The sequence below is a fragment of the Pedobacter sp. SG908 genome (assembly GCF_011759615.1).
GTDB lineage: Bacteria > Bacteroidota > Bacteroidia > Sphingobacteriales > Sphingobacteriaceae > Pedobacter > Pedobacter riviphilus.
The window spans coordinates 336,094-354,805 of the sequence record NZ_JAAOYY010000003.1 but is presented as its reverse complement, the minus strand read 5'-3'; the positions used below and the strand labels follow the sequence as shown (position 1 = coordinate 354,805).

At 38.5% G+C, this 18,712-nt stretch carries 12 protein-coding genes; all 12 read left to right on the top strand.

Going from position 1 to position 18,712, the window contains the following annotated elements:
• Positions 1-11: 11 nt before the first annotated feature.
• The 12 genes from surE to FHT21_RS22105 all read left to right on the top strand — a co-directional run bounded on the left by surE (position 12) and on the right by FHT21_RS22105 (position 18,710).
• Entirely contained in the window at positions 12-851 is an 840-nt protein-coding gene (gene surE / locus FHT21_RS22165) for a 5'/3'-nucleotidase SurE (RefSeq protein WP_167296917.1), read from the top strand.
• A gap of 23 nt (positions 852-874) precedes the next feature.
• A complete protein-coding gene (locus tag FHT21_RS22160) occupies positions 875-1,135 on the top strand; it encodes a stationary phase survival protein SurE (protein ID WP_243854075.1) in 261 nt (86 codons plus the stop codon).
• Between the two features lie 156 nt (positions 1,136-1,291).
• Positions 1,292-2,395 (top strand): lipid-A-disaccharide synthase, encoded by a 1,104-nt coding sequence (lpxB, locus tag FHT21_RS22155; protein ID WP_167296915.1) that lies wholly within the window; start codon positions 1,292-1,294, stop codon positions 2,393-2,395.
• A 271-nt stretch (positions 2,396-2,666) separates the two neighbouring features.
• A complete protein-coding gene (locus FHT21_RS22150) occupies positions 2,667-3,671 on the top strand; it encodes a LacI family DNA-binding transcriptional regulator (RefSeq protein ID WP_167296914.1) in 1,005 nt (334 codons plus the stop codon).
• A gap of 341 nt (positions 3,672-4,012) precedes the next feature.
• On the top strand, positions 4,013-7,048 hold the full coding sequence (locus FHT21_RS22145; RefSeq protein WP_167296913.1) for a SusC/RagA family TonB-linked outer membrane protein: 3,036 nt from the start codon (positions 4,013-4,015) through the stop codon (positions 7,046-7,048).
• A 10-nt stretch (positions 7,049-7,058) separates the two neighbouring features.
• The gene (locus tag FHT21_RS22140; protein WP_167296912.1) at positions 7,059-8,717 is read left to right on the top strand and encodes a RagB/SusD family nutrient uptake outer membrane protein; all 1,659 of its coding nucleotides are present in this window, start codon (positions 7,059-7,061) and stop codon (positions 8,715-8,717) included.
• A gap of 656 nt (positions 8,718-9,373) precedes the next feature.
• Positions 9,374-11,641 carry a GH92 family glycosyl hydrolase gene (locus tag FHT21_RS22130; protein ID WP_167296910.1) on the top strand — a complete coding sequence of 756 codons (2,268 nt, stop codon included), beginning with the start codon at positions 9,374-9,376 and terminating at the stop codon, positions 11,639-11,641.
• Between the two features lie 62 nt (positions 11,642-11,703).
• The gene (locus FHT21_RS22125; RefSeq protein WP_167296909.1) at positions 11,704-12,579 is read left to right on the top strand and encodes an ROK family protein; all 876 of its coding nucleotides are present in this window, start codon (positions 11,704-11,706) and stop codon (positions 12,577-12,579) included.
• A 476-nt stretch (positions 12,580-13,055) separates the two neighbouring features.
• Positions 13,056-14,039 (top strand): basic secretory protein-like protein, encoded by a 984-nt coding sequence (locus FHT21_RS22120; protein ID WP_167296908.1) that lies wholly within the window; start codon positions 13,056-13,058, stop codon positions 14,037-14,039.
• A gap of 179 nt (positions 14,040-14,218) precedes the next feature.
• Positions 14,219-14,890, top strand: a complete 672-nt coding sequence (locus FHT21_RS22115; RefSeq protein WP_167296907.1) for a basic secretory protein-like protein — start codon at positions 14,219-14,221, stop codon at positions 14,888-14,890.
• 40 nt (positions 14,891-14,930) lie between these two features.
• Positions 14,931-17,219: a GH92 family glycosyl hydrolase gene (locus tag FHT21_RS22110; protein WP_167296906.1), complete on the top strand. Its 2,289-nt coding sequence runs from the start codon at positions 14,931-14,933 to the stop codon at positions 17,217-17,219.
• Positions 17,220-17,306: 87 nt separating this feature from the next.
• Entirely contained in the window at positions 17,307-18,710 is a 1,404-nt protein-coding gene (locus FHT21_RS22105) for a DUF1080 domain-containing protein (RefSeq protein WP_167296905.1), read from the top strand.
• Positions 18,711-18,712: the final 2 nt, after the last annotated feature.

Here is an 18,712-nt window from a genome sequence, read left to right as displayed (position 1 = left end):
TTTTTACCGACATGACAAAGCAGGGCACAAAACCAAATATTTTAGTTGTAAATGATGATGGGATTACAGCTACAGGTATAAAAAATTTAATGGAGGTAATGCAGGAGCTGGGCAATGTGGTTGTAGTTGCTCCAGATAGTCCGCAGAGTGGAATGGGGCATGCTATTACCATAGGTAAACCGATCCGTTTTGATAAGGTTGATCTTTATGCAGGCGTAGAAATGTATAAATGCAGTGGAACCCCAGTTGATTGTGTTAAAATTGCTGTAAATAAAATCTTTAAAGGTAAAAAACCTGATCTGTGTGTATCAGGAATTAACCACGGATTAAATAATTCGATTAACGTGCTGTATTCAGGTACCATGTCTGCCGCGGTAGAAGGTGCGATAGAAAAAATTCCATCTATTGGTTTCTCACTCGATGATTTTGCTGCCGATGCCGATTTTAGCCATACTAAAAAATACATTAAAAATATCTGTGAGCAGGTTTTAGCGAATGGTTTACCCGAAGGCACACTTTTAAATGTGAATTTCCCGAAAGGTGACAATCTAAAAGGTGTTAAAGTTTGCCGCCAGGCCAATGCGAAGTGGATGGAAGAATTTGATGAGAGAACCGATCCTTACAAACGCCCATACTACTGGTTAACCGGTGTTTTCGAAAATTTTGATAAGGGTGAAGATACCGATGTTTGGGCTTTGGAACATCATTATGTTTCTATCGTTCCGGTTCAGTTTGATTTAACGGCGCATCACGCTATACAGGCCTTAAACAGCTGGGATTTCATAGGTAACAAAGATTCGAAATCTGCGGGTACCAAAGTTTCAGCGCCCGATGGCATTAATTTAGGTTAGGTGCTGCAATTATGATTGATCGATTGAAAAGATTAAATAATTCTGTATGGATCGGCTTGGGAATTGGTTTGCTTGTACCAGCAATATTTTGTTCCATTGCCTGGTATATTATTCATCACGTGGCTTCTCTTGCCAAGGCAGATTTATTATACATTGGAGGTATTGCCATAAATGCTTATACCATGCAGTACTTTTTTAAATACAATAAAGAAAATATTGGCAGAGGCATATTGGCCGCAACGTTTTTGTGCGCTTTTGTGTTTTTTGCTTATAAAGTGTTTTAATGAAACGGGCGTCATTGCGAACTGAAGAAGGGGATTGTGGACTAGGGTGAAGCAATCTTTCCAAGACAAAGGAAAATTAAGGAATAAACAATAACATAAAAGATTGCTTCGTCGTGCCTCCTCGCAATTGACGATATTGTGATAACAAAAGAAACTATGAAGTACTACCTCGTAGCCGGAGAAGCCTCAGGCGATTTACATGGTGCCAACTTAATGAAAGCCTTAAAAACTGAGGACGGCGAAGCTGTGTTCAGGTATTTCGGGGGCGATAAAATGAAAACTGAAGGAGGAGAGCTGGTTAAACACTACGCCGATATGGCTTTTATGGGCTTTACCGAGGTGATTTTAAATTTAAGAACCATTTTCAGAAACCTCAAAGCTTGTAAGGACGATATTTTAAATTGGAAGCCTGATGTATTAATTCTGATCGATTTTCCGGGCTTTAATTTAAAAATTGCAGAATTTGCAAAGACCAATGGCATTAAAGTATGTTATTACATTTCACCTAAGGTTTGGGCCTGGAACCAGAAGCGGGTGCTGAAAATCAAAAAGGTTGTCGATCATATGTTCTGTATTCTACCTTTCGAGGTCGATTTTTACAAAGAATGGGGCATGAAGGCAGATTATGTAGGCAATCCGCTATTGGACGAAATTGCACAGTTTACCCCAGATGTAAACTTCCGCGAAAACAATCAACTGGGAGGTGAAAAAATTATAGCCCTATTGCCCGGTAGCCGCAAGCAAGAAATAGAGCGTTTATTGCCTGTGATGTTAAGCATTACCGAAAGTTATCCCCACTACATATTCGCCATTGCTGCCGCACCAACCTTTACCGAAGCTTATTACTACCAGTTTATGGGAGATAAAAAAGTTAAACTTCTTTTTAATAATACCTATAATTTATTGCACTACGCCCATGCAGCAATTGTAGCTTCTGGAACAGCTACGCTAGAAACTGCTTTATTTAAAGTTCCGCAAGTGGTGGTTTACAAGGGAGGGACCATTTCAATTGCCATTGCCAGGATGTTGGTGAAAATAAAGTTCATCTCATTGGTTAACCTTATCGTAAACAAAAAGATTGTAACCGAACTGATCCAGGAAGATTGCAATACCCAAAAAGTGAATGAAGCGCTTAAAATCATCATGGAAGGAGCCAGCAGGAACCAGATGTTAAAGGATTATGATGAGCTGCTTTTGCTTATGGGAAAACCTGGCGCTTCGGCAAAAACGGCGAAGCTAATTTCTACCTATCTAAAATAAACAATTTAAAAGAAATTTACATACGAAACTTCCTAAAACCGGGATATAAATTTTCACAAGGCCGTATCACAAGTATAAATTATCTCCCTGAGTTTGTTGTAAGATATCTTTTGTTTTAAATTTTATAATTACACAATGCCATCCTTTAATAAGCGTTTCTAAAACGATTAATATAAAAAATGTTAAATTGCGTTTTTATAACAGGCAAAAATTTAAAAGCTACAATTTTTATTTAGCTTTGAATTGATTAATTTAAAGAAATCCCAACCAAATGAAATCGCTTTCTATCAAAGATATAGCCGTAAAAGCAAACGTATCCATTACCACAGTTTCATTCATTATTAACGGTAAAGCAAAAGAGAAATCGATAAGCGAAGCAGTAATAGAGAAAGTAAAAAAAATTATAGAAGAAAGTGGTTATAAGCCTAATCAGATTGCAAGAAGTTTAAGAACTGGTAACTCCAATATCATCGGCTTGATTATCGAGGATATTTCCAATTCATTCTTCTCGAGGATTGCAAGGTTAATCGAAGATAAAGCCTATAAAAGAGGATATAAAATTATTTATTCCAGCACAGAAAATAGCATCGACAAAGCAAAGGAGCTGATCAATATGTTCAAATCGCGAAAAGTTGATGCCTATATCATCTCTCCGATAAAAGGAATAGAAGAAGATATTCAGATGCTCCTTGATGATGGAAATCCGGTAATTCTTTTCGATAGAAATTTGCCAGACATTAATACCTGTTATGTTGGTGCCGATCATTTTAATGCTTCATACCAATCAATACAAAGTTTTATCGATCAGGGCAAAAAAAACATCGCTTTGGTTACCACTGATATAAATGTGGAACAAATTATTGAGCGATACGATGGTTATAAAAAAGCATTGGAAGATAACGGAATCAAATATGATGACAACCTGGTTTTAAAGATCCACTTTAACCAGGAAGAAGACGAAACGATTGCTCAGATTCAAGAACTCTTCGAAAATAAAAAAATCGATGCAGTGTTATTTGCAACCAATTATTTAGCGATTAGTGGTTTAAAGGCGCTAAAACAAATCAATAAAAAAGTAGGAGATGATTTAGGAGTTATCGCATATGATGATCATGAAGCATTCGAACTGCATACCCCCCGTATTTCTGCTGTCCAACAACCCCTGGAAGAAATAGCTGAAACCATTATTAAACTCATTTTAAACCAGCTTTCCTCAAAAGGTAAATTACCTGCTGAAGAGGTAATTATCCCTACCCGCTTAGTTCTTAGAGACTAATAAAAAACCATTCTTCCAGGCGCTGTAATATTTTTTTTACATGCTAAAACGTTTTATTATTATTTATAATAGTTATTATTGAATCACTAAAACGTTTTAGCTTAACTAAACCAATTATTATGAGAATTACAGCACTCCTTACTGAATTTTAACAGGGTTTACTAAACAGCAGAAATAAACCCGGTTGTTGAAGTCGGTTTCTGTCTTTATCAAATCAAATCTTTAAACCAATAATATACCTGAAAATGTTCGGCAACTCATCCAGTCCGGTCATTTTCAACACAGATAAAATATTACCAGGGAAAAAATAACTAATCATTTATAATTTAACAAAACCGTTAATGAAAATTAATTTACTTAAAATTACGGGGCTGTCGGCTGCAATTGTATTGCTAAATAGTCCTGCGTTTTCAATGAACGCAAAGTTGGGAGTTGCGGGGAGGCGCTTTAACGAGAGCAAGCTATTGCAACATGCTCGGGTACAAAAAACAATTTCGGGGACAGTTCTTGACGAAAATAACCAGCCTATACCAGGTGTGGGTATTAAGAATGTAACTTCTGGTAAAGGTGTTGTAACTGATGTTACCGGAAAATTTAGTATAGAAGCAAATGTAGGTGATGTGATCAGGTTCAGTTATATAGGTTATGTATCGCAGAGCATTACAATTTCCGATCAAACCAGATTAAACGTCAAATTGGCTTTATCTTCTGATACTAAGCTGGATGATGTTGTGGTGGTTGGTTATGGTACATTAAGAGAGAAAGAGATTACCTCGGCTATCGCTAAAGTAGATTCTACTAAATTCAGACAGAGCGGGTCGAGAAACCCATTGGATTTATTGGTAGGAAAGGTAGCAGGTTTACAAATCTCTAGAAATAGTTCTAATCCTAACAGTGGAGTAGGTATTCAATTAAGGGGAGTTACTTCTGTATCTGGTACCGCAAGTCCTTTAATCATTATTGATGGAATTCCGGGAGGTAACCTTGATCTTTTACAACAAGACGATATTGAATCGTTTAGTGTTTTAAAAGATGGATCGGGTGCCGCAATCTACGGAACAAGAGCAAATGCAGGGGTAATTATCGTAACAACTAAAAAAGGCAAAAAAGGACCTGCTCGTTTTGATTACAATGCCTATGTTAGAACTGAAACCCTTGTAAAAAGGCCCGACTTTATGAATGCTACCGAATGGAGAGCGCGTATAGCAAGCGGTGAGTACAACGTAGTTGATAAAGGGGGCGATTTTGATTACTTCCAGGATCTTATCAATAAAAACAATATCTCCAACAACCACAACCTGGCCGTATCTGGAGGCAGTGATAATTCTAATTATAGAGTTAGTGCAAACTATAGAGAGCTGCAGGGGTTTGCAAAGGAAAATGGACGAAAAGAATATGGTATTCGTGCGAGCTTGACTCAAAAGGGATTTCAGGATAAACTTCAGGCACAATTTAATGTATCTACCAATTTCAACAATGCCAACCTACTTGGTGGTGGCGGTTGGGAAAATGTATTGACTAAGAATCCAACCGAATCTTATTTTAACCCTGATGGTTCTTACCTTTTCACCAGAACAATCACCAACGAGCTTGCCCGTTTAGAACAGGAACGCTATGGCGTACAGCAGCAAACTACCTCAGTAGATGGTAAACTGGATTTCGAAGTTCTGAAAGATCTGAAATTGAGTGCATTCTTTGCAGCCCAAAGAAATAATAGAATTTGGAGTGAATATCGTGATAAAGCAAGTCAAAATTCAGTTGAGAACGGTGATGCCCCTAATGGTGGATATGCTGCAAAAACTACCGAATTAAATCAAAATATCAACTTCGAACCTACTATTGAGTACACAAAGACTTTTGGGAAACACAAACTCTCTGGAATTGGTGGTTACAGTTTCCGTCGGGAAACCAATGAGGGGTTTAACGCCAATAACCGGGGCTATGTGAATGATTTGTTTGAAGATAACAACCTGGGAAGTGTGCCAGTAAAGGTTACTACAATAGGGATAGGAAGCTTTAAAAATGAGAATACGTTGATTGCTGTTTTTGCAAGATTAAACTATTCCCTGAATGATAAATACTTTGCTCAAGCTATCTTCAGAAGAGAAGGTTCTTCTAAGTTTGGCGCAAACAACAAATGGGCTAACTTCCCTGCTATTTCCGGAGGCTGGAATATTACACAGGAAGAATTCATGAAGAATGTAAGCTGGGTGAACAATTTGAAGCTAAGAGTAGGATATGGCGAAACAGGTAATTCGGGTATGGGAAATGACGCTGCTCTGGTAACCTTAAGCGGTGGAGGGATCTATCTTTTCCCAACAGGTGAGTATCTGCAAACTTATGGCCCAAATAAAAACCCTAATCCTGATTTGAGGTGGGAAACTAAACAAGAAACCAATATTGGTATAGACTTTACTATCCTGAACAATAAATTAACTGGTTCAATAGATGTATATAAACGAAAAACGAAGGACCTCATAGATACATATACTTCTCCACAACCTCCTTTTGTAACTTCATCAATTACAACAAACGTTGGATCAATTTCAGCTAAAGGTATTGAGCTTTCTTTAAGCTACGCGGCTATTAAAAATAAAAATTTCAGTTGGAGCGTAGATTTTGCAGGTAGTACGACAGAAAATATCCTGGACACTTATTCAAACAGCGAATATCGCAGAGACATGAGAACTTTTGGCTCGATTGGTGGTTTCGGAGCACTAGGAGATGCATTTAGAACTTACGAAGGTAGAAAAGTCGGCGAATTTTGGGGCAAACGTTTTGCCAATTTCACACCAGATGGTAAATGGAGGTTTTACAACAGAAATAATGAGGTAGTAACCAATGCTGAAATTAACACCTCTGTATTCAGAGACCAGACTGACTTTGCCGTACTTGGTAATGCTGTTCCTAAGTATTATTTGTCCCTAACAAACAACTTTACCTATAAAGGATTCGATTTGAGGGTATTCCTCAGAAGTAAGCTTGATTTTGATGTGCTCAATACGATGGCTATTTCTTATGGTAATAAAAACGGGGCCTCTACAAACCTGCTAAATAGTGCTTTCACCAAATATGCTGAACTGAAAGATACTTATATGTACACTGATTATTACCTGGAGAGTGGTAGCTTTCTTAAACTTGATGAGGTTACGCTTGGCTATACCTTTAAACTTAAAACTAAATATGTGAGAACATTAAGGTTAAACCTGACCGGACAAAATCTAGTAACCATTACTGGTTACACAGGAAATGACCCAGACTATATTCAAGATACAGGTTTGGGACAAGAAATCAACGGCAGAAGCTTAGGTATCGACACCAGAAGCCCTTACCCTGCAACAAGACAATTCTTATTTGGCGTTAATTTCGGATTTTAATTTTTAAGCAATGAAAAGATATAAAAAAATAATATTAGCAGTGCTTGTGGCAGCACCAACACTGCTATTAAATAGCTGTTCAAAACTAGATCAACCGATTTATGATCAGTTGATTGCAGATAATTTTTATAATAATAAAAACGAGGTTCTATCAGCCGTTTTGAGGCCATATACACATGCTAATGCCTGGGTTACGCCGTCAGGTCAGGATGGATGGTGGAGGCCGGCTGAACTCTCAGGAGATCAACTGGCCTGGCCAACTAAAGGCCGTCATGGAGAAGACGGTGGTAAATGGAAAAGATTACACTATCATACCTGGTTAAGTGATGACGGACCATTAAACAATGCCTGGGTGTTAATGTACTGGGGTATGGGTTTATGTAACGACCCTATCGGAAACCTTGAAAGAAGGAGTATTGTAGATATGGGGATTACACAGGCAGAAAAGGATGCCTACATTGCCGAGTTAAAATTGTTAAGAGCTTTTCACTACTTAAAGCTAATGGATCTTTTTGGCAATATTCCAATTGTTACACAGGTTGGTATTCCTGCAAAGCCAGCAACACAGCCCAGAGCAGCTGTTTTTTCTTTCATAGAAAAAGAGATTAAAGAAAACATCGAAAAAGCACCAAAGTTATCAAGAAATATGATTGGTAGGATGAGTCAAGCTGGTGCGTATGCCATGTTGGTAGAGCTTTACCTAAATGCTGAAATTTGGACAGGTACAGCAAGGTGGGACGATTGTATTGCCGCGGCAAATAAACTGATTGCAGGCGATGGTGGCGGGCAGAACGGTACTATGCAATTAGATCCAAACATCACCGATCCATTCAAGTCTACCAACGATTTATCCAAAGAAGTGATTTTTTCAATCGCTTATGAGTTTGCAAAAGCTTCTTTTCAACCCTCTTGGACAGGTGAATTCTTTCACTTCCAGCAAGATCAAATTTATGGTGGTGCCAGAAATGGTAACGATGGTATTGTTGTAGTACCCGGAAATTTTACAAAATACGAGGATGAAGATTTAAGAAAGAGAACCTGGCTCTTAGAAGGTCCAATGGTGAGGTTTGACAATGGCCAACCGTCCCTTGCCAGAGGAGGAAATGAATATGATGGACAACAGATTGTTTTTGTAGATAACATCCGCAAAAATAAAACCGGATCTACCGTATCCAATATGAGCGAAGGTGAAGAAAATAGTGGTGTTCGTTTCAATAAATACAAATTAGGTAATCAGGTTGCAGGTATTGTAAATGGCGTAGCTGTGCCTATTGATGCTAATTACAACAATACGGATTGGAATATTTATCGGTTAACCTGGGTATATTTTGCGAAAGCAGAAGCCATTATGCGTAAGAATGGGGGAGTAGCAACAGCAGAGGCAGTACAACTGATCAATGATTGTAAAAAAAGAGCTTTTACTGATGCAAATTGGGCAACAAGAGCATACACGCCTGCAACATTAACACTTAACGAATTGCTAAATGAAAGAGGCAGGGAGTTTATTTTTGAAGGTTTCAGAAGAAATGACCTGATCAGATTTGGTAAATTTACGACCGAAAGCTGGTGGGATCATACGCCTTCAGCAACGTTTAGGAACTTATTTCCAATTCCACAAGTTCAACGTACACTGAATGAAAACTTAGCACAAAACCCAGGCTATAATTAATGTAGGTAGGGTAAAACATAAAAAGCCGTACCATAAGAGATTGTGTGGTACGGCTTTTTTACGGAATATGCAATTATAATTTTGATAGACTAACTTCCGTAATTTCTAATATATACCTTAATTTATAGCTAAAAAGAGGTATTATATTTTCATTTTCAATTCTTATAGTATTGATGATGATTGTTTTTTCTTCCATTTTTAAATCAATACTTCGTAACCTATATGTTACAATCTAACAAGTCTAAACATGAAGATATTTTTACTAATATTGAAACTAGTAAAACGTTTTACTTTGCTCAGGCTTTTACCACCTGAAAATCCAATTTAAACCAGCATATCTTTCTCCGCTTATTTAAGCCTGGCATGAGATATTTAGTAGATAATTTGGTAAAACGATTTACGGAATAAAGCCAAATATTAATTTATGAGAAAAATTTCCTTAGCGGCTCTTTGTCTTTTTTTAATTTAATTACAAAAGTACAAGATAAAGCACCTGCCTATCTATTCATTACAAATGATGCCTATTTCAGTATTTGGTCTTTCGGTGATGGACTCAACCAATCGGCTATTAAACATCGGAATGGAAGGAGCTGTCTTTATAAAGATTGATGATAAATATTATTGGTTTTAAGGGAATAAAGCAAACACACAAACAAATGAAACTTAAATTAATTGCATCCATTTTATGCTGCCTTATTGCCAAAGGGTTATTGTCGCAGCAGAAAGATTGGGTCCACTATGTGAACACACTGCAGGGCACCAACTCTAAACACGAACTTACCCGAGGGAATACCTATCCAACAACGGCATTACCATTTGGCATGCATACCTGGACCCCACAAACCGGTAGAAATGGTGATGGCTGGAAATATCAATACTTTAAAGATAAAATCAGAGGCTTTCAGCAAGCGCACCAATGCAGTTCGTGGACGAGGGATTATGCCGTATTTTCTTTAATGCCCATGATTGATGAACTGATTGTAAATGAAGATAAACGCGAAACCAAGTTTAGTCATCTGGATGAGGTTGCTAAACCAAATTATTACAAAGTAACATTTGAAAACGAAATTACCACTGAGATTTCGCCATCAGAACGTGGCGCACACCTCAGGTTCAGCTATCCAAAAGGCAAAAGAAGTTTTTTAATTTTAGATGGATACAACAGGTTAAGTGGTGTTCAGATCTACCCTAAAGAAAATAAAATAACGGGCTGGGTAAACAACGGCGAAGGTTTTAAAAGAGGTTGGAAAAGTTATTTCGTCATCCAGTTCGATCAACCGATTAAATCTTACGGTACTTGGGAGAATAAACGGAATACCGTTGCAAAAGATTCTATTTCTGCCGAAGGATTGGGAAAAGGTGCATTTGTACAGTTCGAATCCGGGACAAAAGTTCAGGTGAAAACAGCTTCATCTTATATCAGTTTACAGCAGGCCGAACTCAATTTAAAAAGAGAACTGGGCAATGATAAAACGCTGGAGGATACGAAAGCAAATGCCGCTGCGGTATGGAATAAATTGCTTGGCAAGATAGAAGTAGAAGGTGGATCGAAAGCAGATATGGAAACTTTTTATTCTTGCTTTTTTAGGGCAAGCCTGTTCTCCAGAAAGTTTTATGAAATAAATGAAGCCGGAAAACCATATTACTTTAGTCCGTATGACGGTAAAGTACATGATGGATATATGTTTACCGATACGGGTTTCTGGGATACCTTCCGTGCACAATTTCCACTAAATACACTGGTGCACCCAGAAATGCACGGTCGTTATATGCAGGCTATGCTCGATGCCTATGAACAATGCGGTTGGTTGCCCTCGTGGTCTTTTCCCAGCGAAGCTGGAAGTATGATTGGGAACCATGCTATTTCTTTGTTAACCGATGCCTGGGCCAAAGGAATCAGAACATTTGATCCAAAAAAGGCGCTAGACGCTTATTATCACGAAGCGATGAACAAAGGGCCGTGGGGGCCGGCAAATGGTAGAGACGGTGTAACCGAGTATAACCAACTGGGTTATGTGCCTTATCCAAAATATAGAGAAGCTACAGCCAAAACACTAGAATATGCTTACGACGACTATTGTGCTTACGCTTTAGCCAAAATGATTGGAGATAAACATTATATGGAGGTTTTTGAGAAACCGATGTTCAATTATAAAAATGTTTACGATCCATCTACGCGTTTTATGAGGGGGAGGAACGCGGAGGGCAAATGGTCGCCAAATTTTGATCCAACCGAATGGGGAGGCCCATTTACAGAAGGAAATGCCTGGCATTGGCAATGGTCGGTTTTTCATGATACCAAAGGTTTAATTAATTTGATGGGGGGCAACAGCAATTTCACTGCAAAACTAGATTCTGTTTTTAGCGAACCCAATAAAGTAAATGTGGGTTCGTACGGTGGGATGATCCATGAAATGACCGAAATGGTAATGGCCAACATGGGGCAATATGCACATGGCAACCAACCCATACAACACATGGTTTATTTATACAACTACGCCAACCAACCCTGGAAAGCACAATTTTATGCCCGCGAGGTGATGCATAAACTGTACAATGCAACAGAAAATGGTTATCCGGGAGATGAAGATCAGGGGCAAACTTCTTCCTGGTATGTATTAAGCGCTTTAGGGTTTTATAGTGTAACCCCTGGTACTGGTGAGTATGTTTTAGGAAGCCCGATATTCAAAAAAACAACTATAAACCTAGAAAATGGTAAAAAATTCGTCATCGAAGCGCCTGCAAATGATGTTCATCATGTTTATATAAAATCGGCAAGGCTAAATGGTAAAAATTATACCAGAAACTTTATAAATCATAGCGATTTATTAAAAGGTGGGGTGTTAAAATTAGAGATGAATGTTAAACCTTCGTTAAATAGGGGATTATTAGAGGAAGATAAGCCATTTTCGATCAGTAAATAAAATTGAATTGCTACTTTTGGCGATTAATTCAGATTAAAGAATAGATAACAGAAATATATAGAATGGAAAAGCCTGTTGCATTAGGTGTAGATATTGGCGGCTCGCATATTACGGCCGCATTGGTAGATTTGGAAACAAGAACTTTGGTGAAGAATTCGATCAAACGTAGCCCTGTGAATTCGCAGGAGAGTAAAGAAGTGATTTTATCGGCATGGTGCGATATCATCAATAAGGCTTTTAAAAATATTAAAAACGGTGCCCGAAATGTTGGAATTGCCATGCCAGGTCCCTTTAATTATAGTGAGGGCATTTCATTAATTAAAGATCAGGATAAGTTTAAATCTCTTTACCAGATCAATGTAAAAGAAGAATTGTCTGAAAGATTGGATATCCCTGCGGAGCATATTCACTTTATAAACGATGCGGCGGGTTTTTTACAAGGTGAGGTTTTTGCCGGCGCTGCCAAAGGAAATGTGAGTGTATTGGGCTTAACGCTTGGTACGGGACTAGGCTCATCGCTTTGTCTCAATGATAAAGCTTTTGATGCTGACCTCTGGAACTCAGAATTTTTAGACGGAATTGCGGAAGATTACCTTTCTACGCGCTGGTTCGTAAAACGTTTTAACCAACTTAGTGGCAAAACGGTAGATGGGGTGAAAGAACTGGTGGAATTAGTGGAAACTGATCATTTTGCGACTATGGTTTTTATGGAATTTGGCTATAACCTGGCGCAATTCCTGATCCCTATTATTAAGAAACACAAAATAGACACAGTAATAGTTGGTGGTAATATCGCGCAATCTTTTAGCGCATTTGCACCTGAATTAATTGCAGCACTTAAAGGCAATGGAATAGATACTGAAATCAAAATTTCAGAACTAAAAGAACATGCCGCGTTAATTGGTGCTGCAAGCTGCTGCGATTTGAGTCTTACTTAAGTTTAGTTTTTATCTTTCTTTCCCGATTATCGTCATTTAGAAAATTACACTCAACAAAAATCACCTAAATGACAGATGGTCTTTTTGTAGATTATTGACTGCGGAGGGGTATACATTGCGGGCGAGCTTTTTCAGCTTTCGAGGCAATCTTACAACGATCACTACTAGTGTGCAAAGATTGCTTCGTGCCTCGCAAAGACGCCCTGCCGATTACAAAATTTTTTTGTAATATTTTTATTTCTAATGGCCACTGTGGCACTACGCTGTGCGTTTAATGAAAATTTCTATCGCAAAAACATGAATTTAATTTTCGCTTACGTAGTAATATGCTTATTATTGTTTACTTAAACGTTTTAGTTTAGTTATAAAGCTGTATTTTAGTTTAGCACGACAGTACTTGCTATTATAACTGATGCTTTATGGGAAGTGATTTTTGTAACTCCAATTGTCATTTTATCATACACCAAACAAACCAAATGAAAAAGAAATTTTTACTCGTTGCATTAGTCTCGTTTTTAGGTGCTGCTGCTTTTGCTCAGAACCGGGGCCAGAGAGAATATAAAATTACTATTAATGATGCGGATAGCATAGCCAACGCAACATTGCATGGTAGACTCAGAACAGCGTTTTTTGAGGTTTATCCGTTTTTTGCTCAGGCCGATGGTTATCGTACCAAAAGAAATGTTGTATTGGATTTGGTAACCGACGAAACCCCTACAATTAAGGCCAAAGCCGGAGAAATTAAAGTAAACAGCCAATGGGTTAAAAATAAATCTCAAAAGAAAATACAAAAAGAACTGTTCGCGGCACTTTCAAAAAACTGGGTTTCTTACAGCAAAGAAAAGCACAAAGGTTATGAATTAACTTTCATCAGCAAAGACCCGGATTTAGATCCAACAGTAAGAAAGAAGTTAATTGCTACTTATTTCGAAATCTATCCAACTTTGGTTAAAACATTTAACAATCAATCTACACACGAGGTGCTATTTGTGGTAGATACAGCCTATAAAGCGGTTGCAGAAGCAAGTGGAAATAGAATTTTGTTTAGTGCAGGTTATATGAAGGCACACCCAACTGATATAGATGTGGTAACGCACGAAACCATGCACATTGTGCAGGGATATGGCTATAGCGCAGGCCCGGTTTGGCTAACCGAAGGCATAGCCGATTATATACGCTATAAATATGGTGTAGATAATGTGGGCTCTAAATGGAGTTTGCCAGATTATAATGCAAAGCAGAGTTATAAAAATAGCTACCGCATTACAGCGCGTTTTTTTGCCTGGTTAGAACAAAATGTAAAACCGGGTTTAATTGCTACTTTAGACCAACAGTTAAGGGCACATCAGTTTACCGAACAATCATGGGCCGCTTTAACTGGTAAAACTGTCGATCAGCTTTGGGAAGATTACGGTAAAGAACCCCAAAAAGTAAGTCTTACTTATAGCAGTAAAAAATAGTTATAGAGAAGTTAAAGTTTTATAGGCTCGTGGCCAGGCAAACTTAACTTTTCTAATGCATGTTATATAAAATAATTCATCTATAAAGTAAAATTTTTGATCATTTAGTAAAACGTTTTACATATTATATTTATTTTGCAGAACCAAATACCCTAACCAAAGCCATAAATCACTGATTAATGAAAAAAATATTCACCATTTCGATTTGTGCAGTGCTGATCTCGGCTTTTTATGCACAGCTAAAAGCACAGGAAATTATTAAAAAGAGTGGTTACACTTTATCTTTCGAAAGCAATTTCGCAGAACTTGATCCGCAATTGAAGAAACGGTTAATCAAAACTTTTTTCGAAGTTTATCCAAAACTGGCCAAAGCGTATAATCCAGCTACCATAAAAGAAGTGAAATTTTTTGTAGATACGGCATACAAAGGTGTGGCAGCAACTGCTGATGGTAAAGTAACTTTCAGTTCGATCTGGATGACAAAACATCCTGAAGATATTGATGTCGTAACCCATGAGGTGATGCATATTGTGCAAGACTATGGCCGAAGCGTTGGCCCGGGTTGGTTAACAGAGGGGATTGCAGATTATGCCCGTTATAAATTTGGTGTAGATAATGCTAGCGCCAAATGGTCGCTTCCTGCTTTAAAACCAGACCACAGTTATAAAAACAGCTATCGCATTACCGCAGGTTTTTTCGCCTGGATGGAGAAAAGTGTAAAACCAGGTATAATCAAAACCGTTGATGCTTCTTTAAGAGATCACACTTATACGAAAGATATCTGGGTAAAATTAACAGGTAAAGATTTAGATGCACTTTGGGCAGATTACGTTAAAAATTCGGAAGTTTAAAAAATAAGTACAAGCATATAAAAAACACAAACACAAACAAATGAAAAGATTATTTATCGCCTTATTGAGTGTTGCGGCGTCAACCAGCTTCGCACAAACAATAGGCAAAATTACAGATCCGGTAGATTGGATAAACCCTTTAATGGGGACAGCATCCAAACCATCATTATCTAACGGAAACACCTACCCGGCAATTGGTTTGCCTTGGGGAATGAACATGTGGACACCACAAACGGGTAAAAACGGCGATGGATGGGCTTATGTTTACGATGCCGACAAAATCCGTGGTTTTAAACAAACACATCAACCTTCGCCCTGGATGAACGATTACGGCGCTTTTTCCATTATGCCTGTTACGGGTAAATTAAGATTCACAGATGATGACCGCGCAAGTTGGTTCAGCCATAAAGCGGAGGTTTCTAAACCATATTATTACAGTGTTTATTTAGCAGATGCAGATGTAACCACCGAAATTACCCCAACAGAACGTGCTGCCCAATTCAGGTTTACCTTCCCTAAAACGGATAGTGCTTATGTGGTAGTAGATGCACAGAATAAAGGCTCCTACATTAAAATTATACCGGCAGAAAGAAAAATTATTGGTTATACCACGAAATATGCCCGTGGCCCACTGCCTAAAAATTTCAAAAATTACTTTGTAATCTATTTCAACAAAGATTTCAAATTGGCCAAAACCTGGGATGATAAAAAGCTTAACGATAAAGATTTAGAATTAACTGTAGATCATGCTGGTGCCGTTATTGGTTTCGCTACACAAAAAGGCGAGCAGGTAACTGCAAAAGTGGCCTCTTCATTTATCAGTTTTGAGCAGGCCGATTTAAACCTAAAAAGAGAATTGGCTAACGATGGCTTCGATGCAACCAAAGCAAAAGGTAGAGCAACCTGGAACAAAACTTTAAGCAAAATTTCGGTTGAAGGAGGTACTATCGATCAAACCCGTACATTTTATTCTGCAATGTACCGCACTTTATTTTTCCCGAACAAATTATACGAAGTTGATGCACAAAACCAGATTGTGCACTGGAGTCCTTACAACGGACAGGTTTTACCAGGATATATGTTCGCTGGTACAGGTTTCTGGGATACGTTTAGGGCATTATATCCTTTCTTAAACCTGGTTTATCCTTCTATCAACAAAGAAATGCAGCAAGGTTTAATCAACGATTACAAAGAAGGTGGTTGGTTGCCTGAGTGGAGCAGTCCGGGTTATGCCAACATTATGGTGGGTAACAACTCTGCCTCGGTAGTTTCTGATGCCTATATTAAAGGGATGCGTGGTTATGATATCGAAACCTTATGGCAGGCGGTAAAACATGGCGCCAACAACGAAGGCCCGATGGAGGCAGTTGGCCGCGATGGTGTTAAATATTACAACGAATTGGGTTATGTACCTTTCGATGTGAAAAAGAATGAAAATGCCGCTAAAACATTAGAGTATGCTTATGATGATTTTACCATTTACCAGTTGGGTAGAGCTTTAGGTAAACCAGCCTCAGAGATTGATATCTATAAGAAAAGAGCCATGAACTACAAGAATCTTTTCGATCCGGCTTCTGGCTTAATGCGTGGCAAAAATCAGGATGGAACTTTCCAAAGCCCGTTCAGCCCATTTAAATGGGGCGGTGCATTTACCGAAGGCAACAGCTGGCATTATACCTGGTCGGTTTTCCAGGATGTTGATGGTTTAGCCAAATTAATGGGTGGCCACAGTAAATTTGTAACCAAATTGGATTCGGTTTTCTCTATGCCTCCGGTATTTGATGAGAGTGCTTACGGTGGTGTAATCCACGAAATCCGCGAAATGCAGATTGCCAACATGGGCCAGTATGCGCACGGTAACCAACCTATACAACACATGATTTACTTGTATAATTACGGCGGTGCGCCTTATAAAACACAATATTGGGTAAGAGAAACCATGAACAGGATGTATAAAGCTACTCCAGATGGATATTGTGGTGATGAGGATAACGGGCAAACTTCTGCCTGGTACGTTTTCTCGGCAATGGGCTTTTACCCGGTAACACCAGCCGTTGATCAGTATGTTTTGGGCGCTCCTTTGTTTAAAAAGGTAACCATTACTTTAGAAAATGGTAAAACTGTGGTGATTAATGCAGCTGCCAATAGCGACAATAACCGTTATGTTCAATCATTACAGATGAACGGTAAACCATATTCCAAAAACTGGATCAGCCACAGTGGTATACAAAAAGGCGCGGTGTTAAATTTTAATATGACAGCAACGCCAAATAAAACCAGGGGTTCGAATCCTGCTGATTTCCCTTATTCATTATCAACAGAAAAATAGAGAAGATAATTATCCATCGGATAAAGCAACTATCCGATGGATTTTAAACAAAATTTAGCTTTGAGCTAAAACTAATAAATCAAACATATGAACATCTCAAAGACGGGTTTTACAGCCATTTTATGGCTTTGCGGAACCCTGTTGGCATTTGGCCAGCGTATTGATCTCAAAGATCTTTCAGCCTTTAAAAACCCTTCAAATTCATGGTCGTTGGCACAAAATGTAGTGGTCGACCTAAACGCCGAAAATGTTTTAAAAACAGTTAAAGGCGAAGGGATATTGGTTAACCAATCTACAGCAAAAAAAGCCGGTTCCGATTTATACACTATAAATGAATACGGTGATGTAGCGATAGAATTAGATTATTTAACTGCAAAAGGAACAAATTCTGGTATTTATCTTCAGGGTAATTATGAAATCCAGATTGACGATGCGTGGGGACTTAAAAACGCTAGTTCGTCAAACAACGGTGGTATTTACCAGCGCTGGGACGATAGCAAACCTGAAGCCGAAAAAGGGTTTGGCGGTGTTGCACCCCGTCAGAACGCAAGCAAGGCACCAGGTTTATGGCAGCATATTAAAATTATATTCCAGGCACCAAAATTTGATGCATCGGGAAAGAAAACGCAAAATGCTAAAATCATCAGTGCAGAACTAAACGGCGTGCTGATCCATGAAAATGTCGAATTATTCGGTGCAACCAGAGGTGCTGCAAGCGCTGAAAAAGCAAAAGGACCTTTACGCTTACAGGGCGATCATGGTTCGGTAGCGTTCAGAAATATCCAGATTAACGAATTATCAGAAATTCCAAAACCAAACCAAAACGGCGGGGCAGATCCAATATACATTGAAGCAGCAAGCAACAACATGATCAGAAGTTTTGTTGATGTTGCGCCAAGAGTACGTTCGGTACACGCCATTTCTGTAGGTGGACCAGAAAAAACTGCTTATAGTTATGACTTAGATAATGGTACATTATTACAGGGATGGCATGGTGATTTTATCGATGCTACACCAATGTGGGATGGCCGCGGAAATGGTACCTCGCGTGCTTTGGGCAGTGTTACCCGTTTCACCAAAAAGCCTATTTTGGCTATATCAAAGTTGGCAAATGATCAGGCTAAGTGGATTGCAGACACGGCTGGTACTGGTTTCAGAACCAAAGGTTACGTAATGGATAAACAAGACCGCCCAGAGTTTAAGTATATCATTAATGGAACAAATGTTACCGATGCGGTAAAAGTGATGGAAAACGGACAAGGTTTAACCAGAGAAATTACTGTTGATAAGCCATCAAAAGATTTGTATTTCCTTTTGGCTACTGCTTCAAATATTGAAGAAGCTGGCAAAGGTTTGTACTTAATTGATGATAAAGCGTATTACATACAGCTTGGTGAAGGTACTGCAAAACCAATTATTAGAAATGTTGATGGTAAATGGGAAATGATCGCAGCTATTGGAAGTAAGTTGAATTATACCATTTTGTTTTAATT

Coding starts and splice junctions, on each gene's coding strand:
- surE (WP_167296917.1), top strand. CDS start 12: ATGACAAAGCAGGGCACAAAACCAAATATTTTAGTTGTAAATGATGAT.
- lpxB (WP_167296915.1), top strand. CDS start 1,292: ATGAAGTACTACCTCGTAGCCGGAGAAGCCTCAGGCGATTTACATGGT.
- FHT21_RS22150 (WP_167296914.1), top strand. CDS start 2,667: ATGAAATCGCTTTCTATCAAAGATATAGCCGTAAAAGCAAACGTATCC.
- FHT21_RS22145 (WP_167296913.1), top strand. CDS start 4,013: ATGAAAATTAATTTACTTAAAATTACGGGGCTGTCGGCTGCAATTGTA.
- FHT21_RS22140 (WP_167296912.1), top strand. CDS start 7,059: ATGAAAAGATATAAAAAAATAATATTAGCAGTGCTTGTGGCAGCACCA.
- FHT21_RS22130 (WP_167296910.1), top strand. CDS start 9,374: ATGAAACTTAAATTAATTGCATCCATTTTATGCTGCCTTATTGCCAAA.
- FHT21_RS22125 (WP_167296909.1), top strand. CDS start 11,704: ATGGAAAAGCCTGTTGCATTAGGTGTAGATATTGGCGGCTCGCATATT.
- FHT21_RS22120 (WP_167296908.1), top strand. CDS start 13,056: ATGAAAAAGAAATTTTTACTCGTTGCATTAGTCTCGTTTTTAGGTGCT.
- FHT21_RS22115 (WP_167296907.1), top strand. CDS start 14,219: ATGAAAAAAATATTCACCATTTCGATTTGTGCAGTGCTGATCTCGGCT.
- FHT21_RS22110 (WP_167296906.1), top strand. CDS start 14,931: ATGAAAAGATTATTTATCGCCTTATTGAGTGTTGCGGCGTCAACCAGC.
- FHT21_RS22105 (WP_167296905.1), top strand. CDS start 17,307: ATGAACATCTCAAAGACGGGTTTTACAGCCATTTTATGGCTTTGCGGA.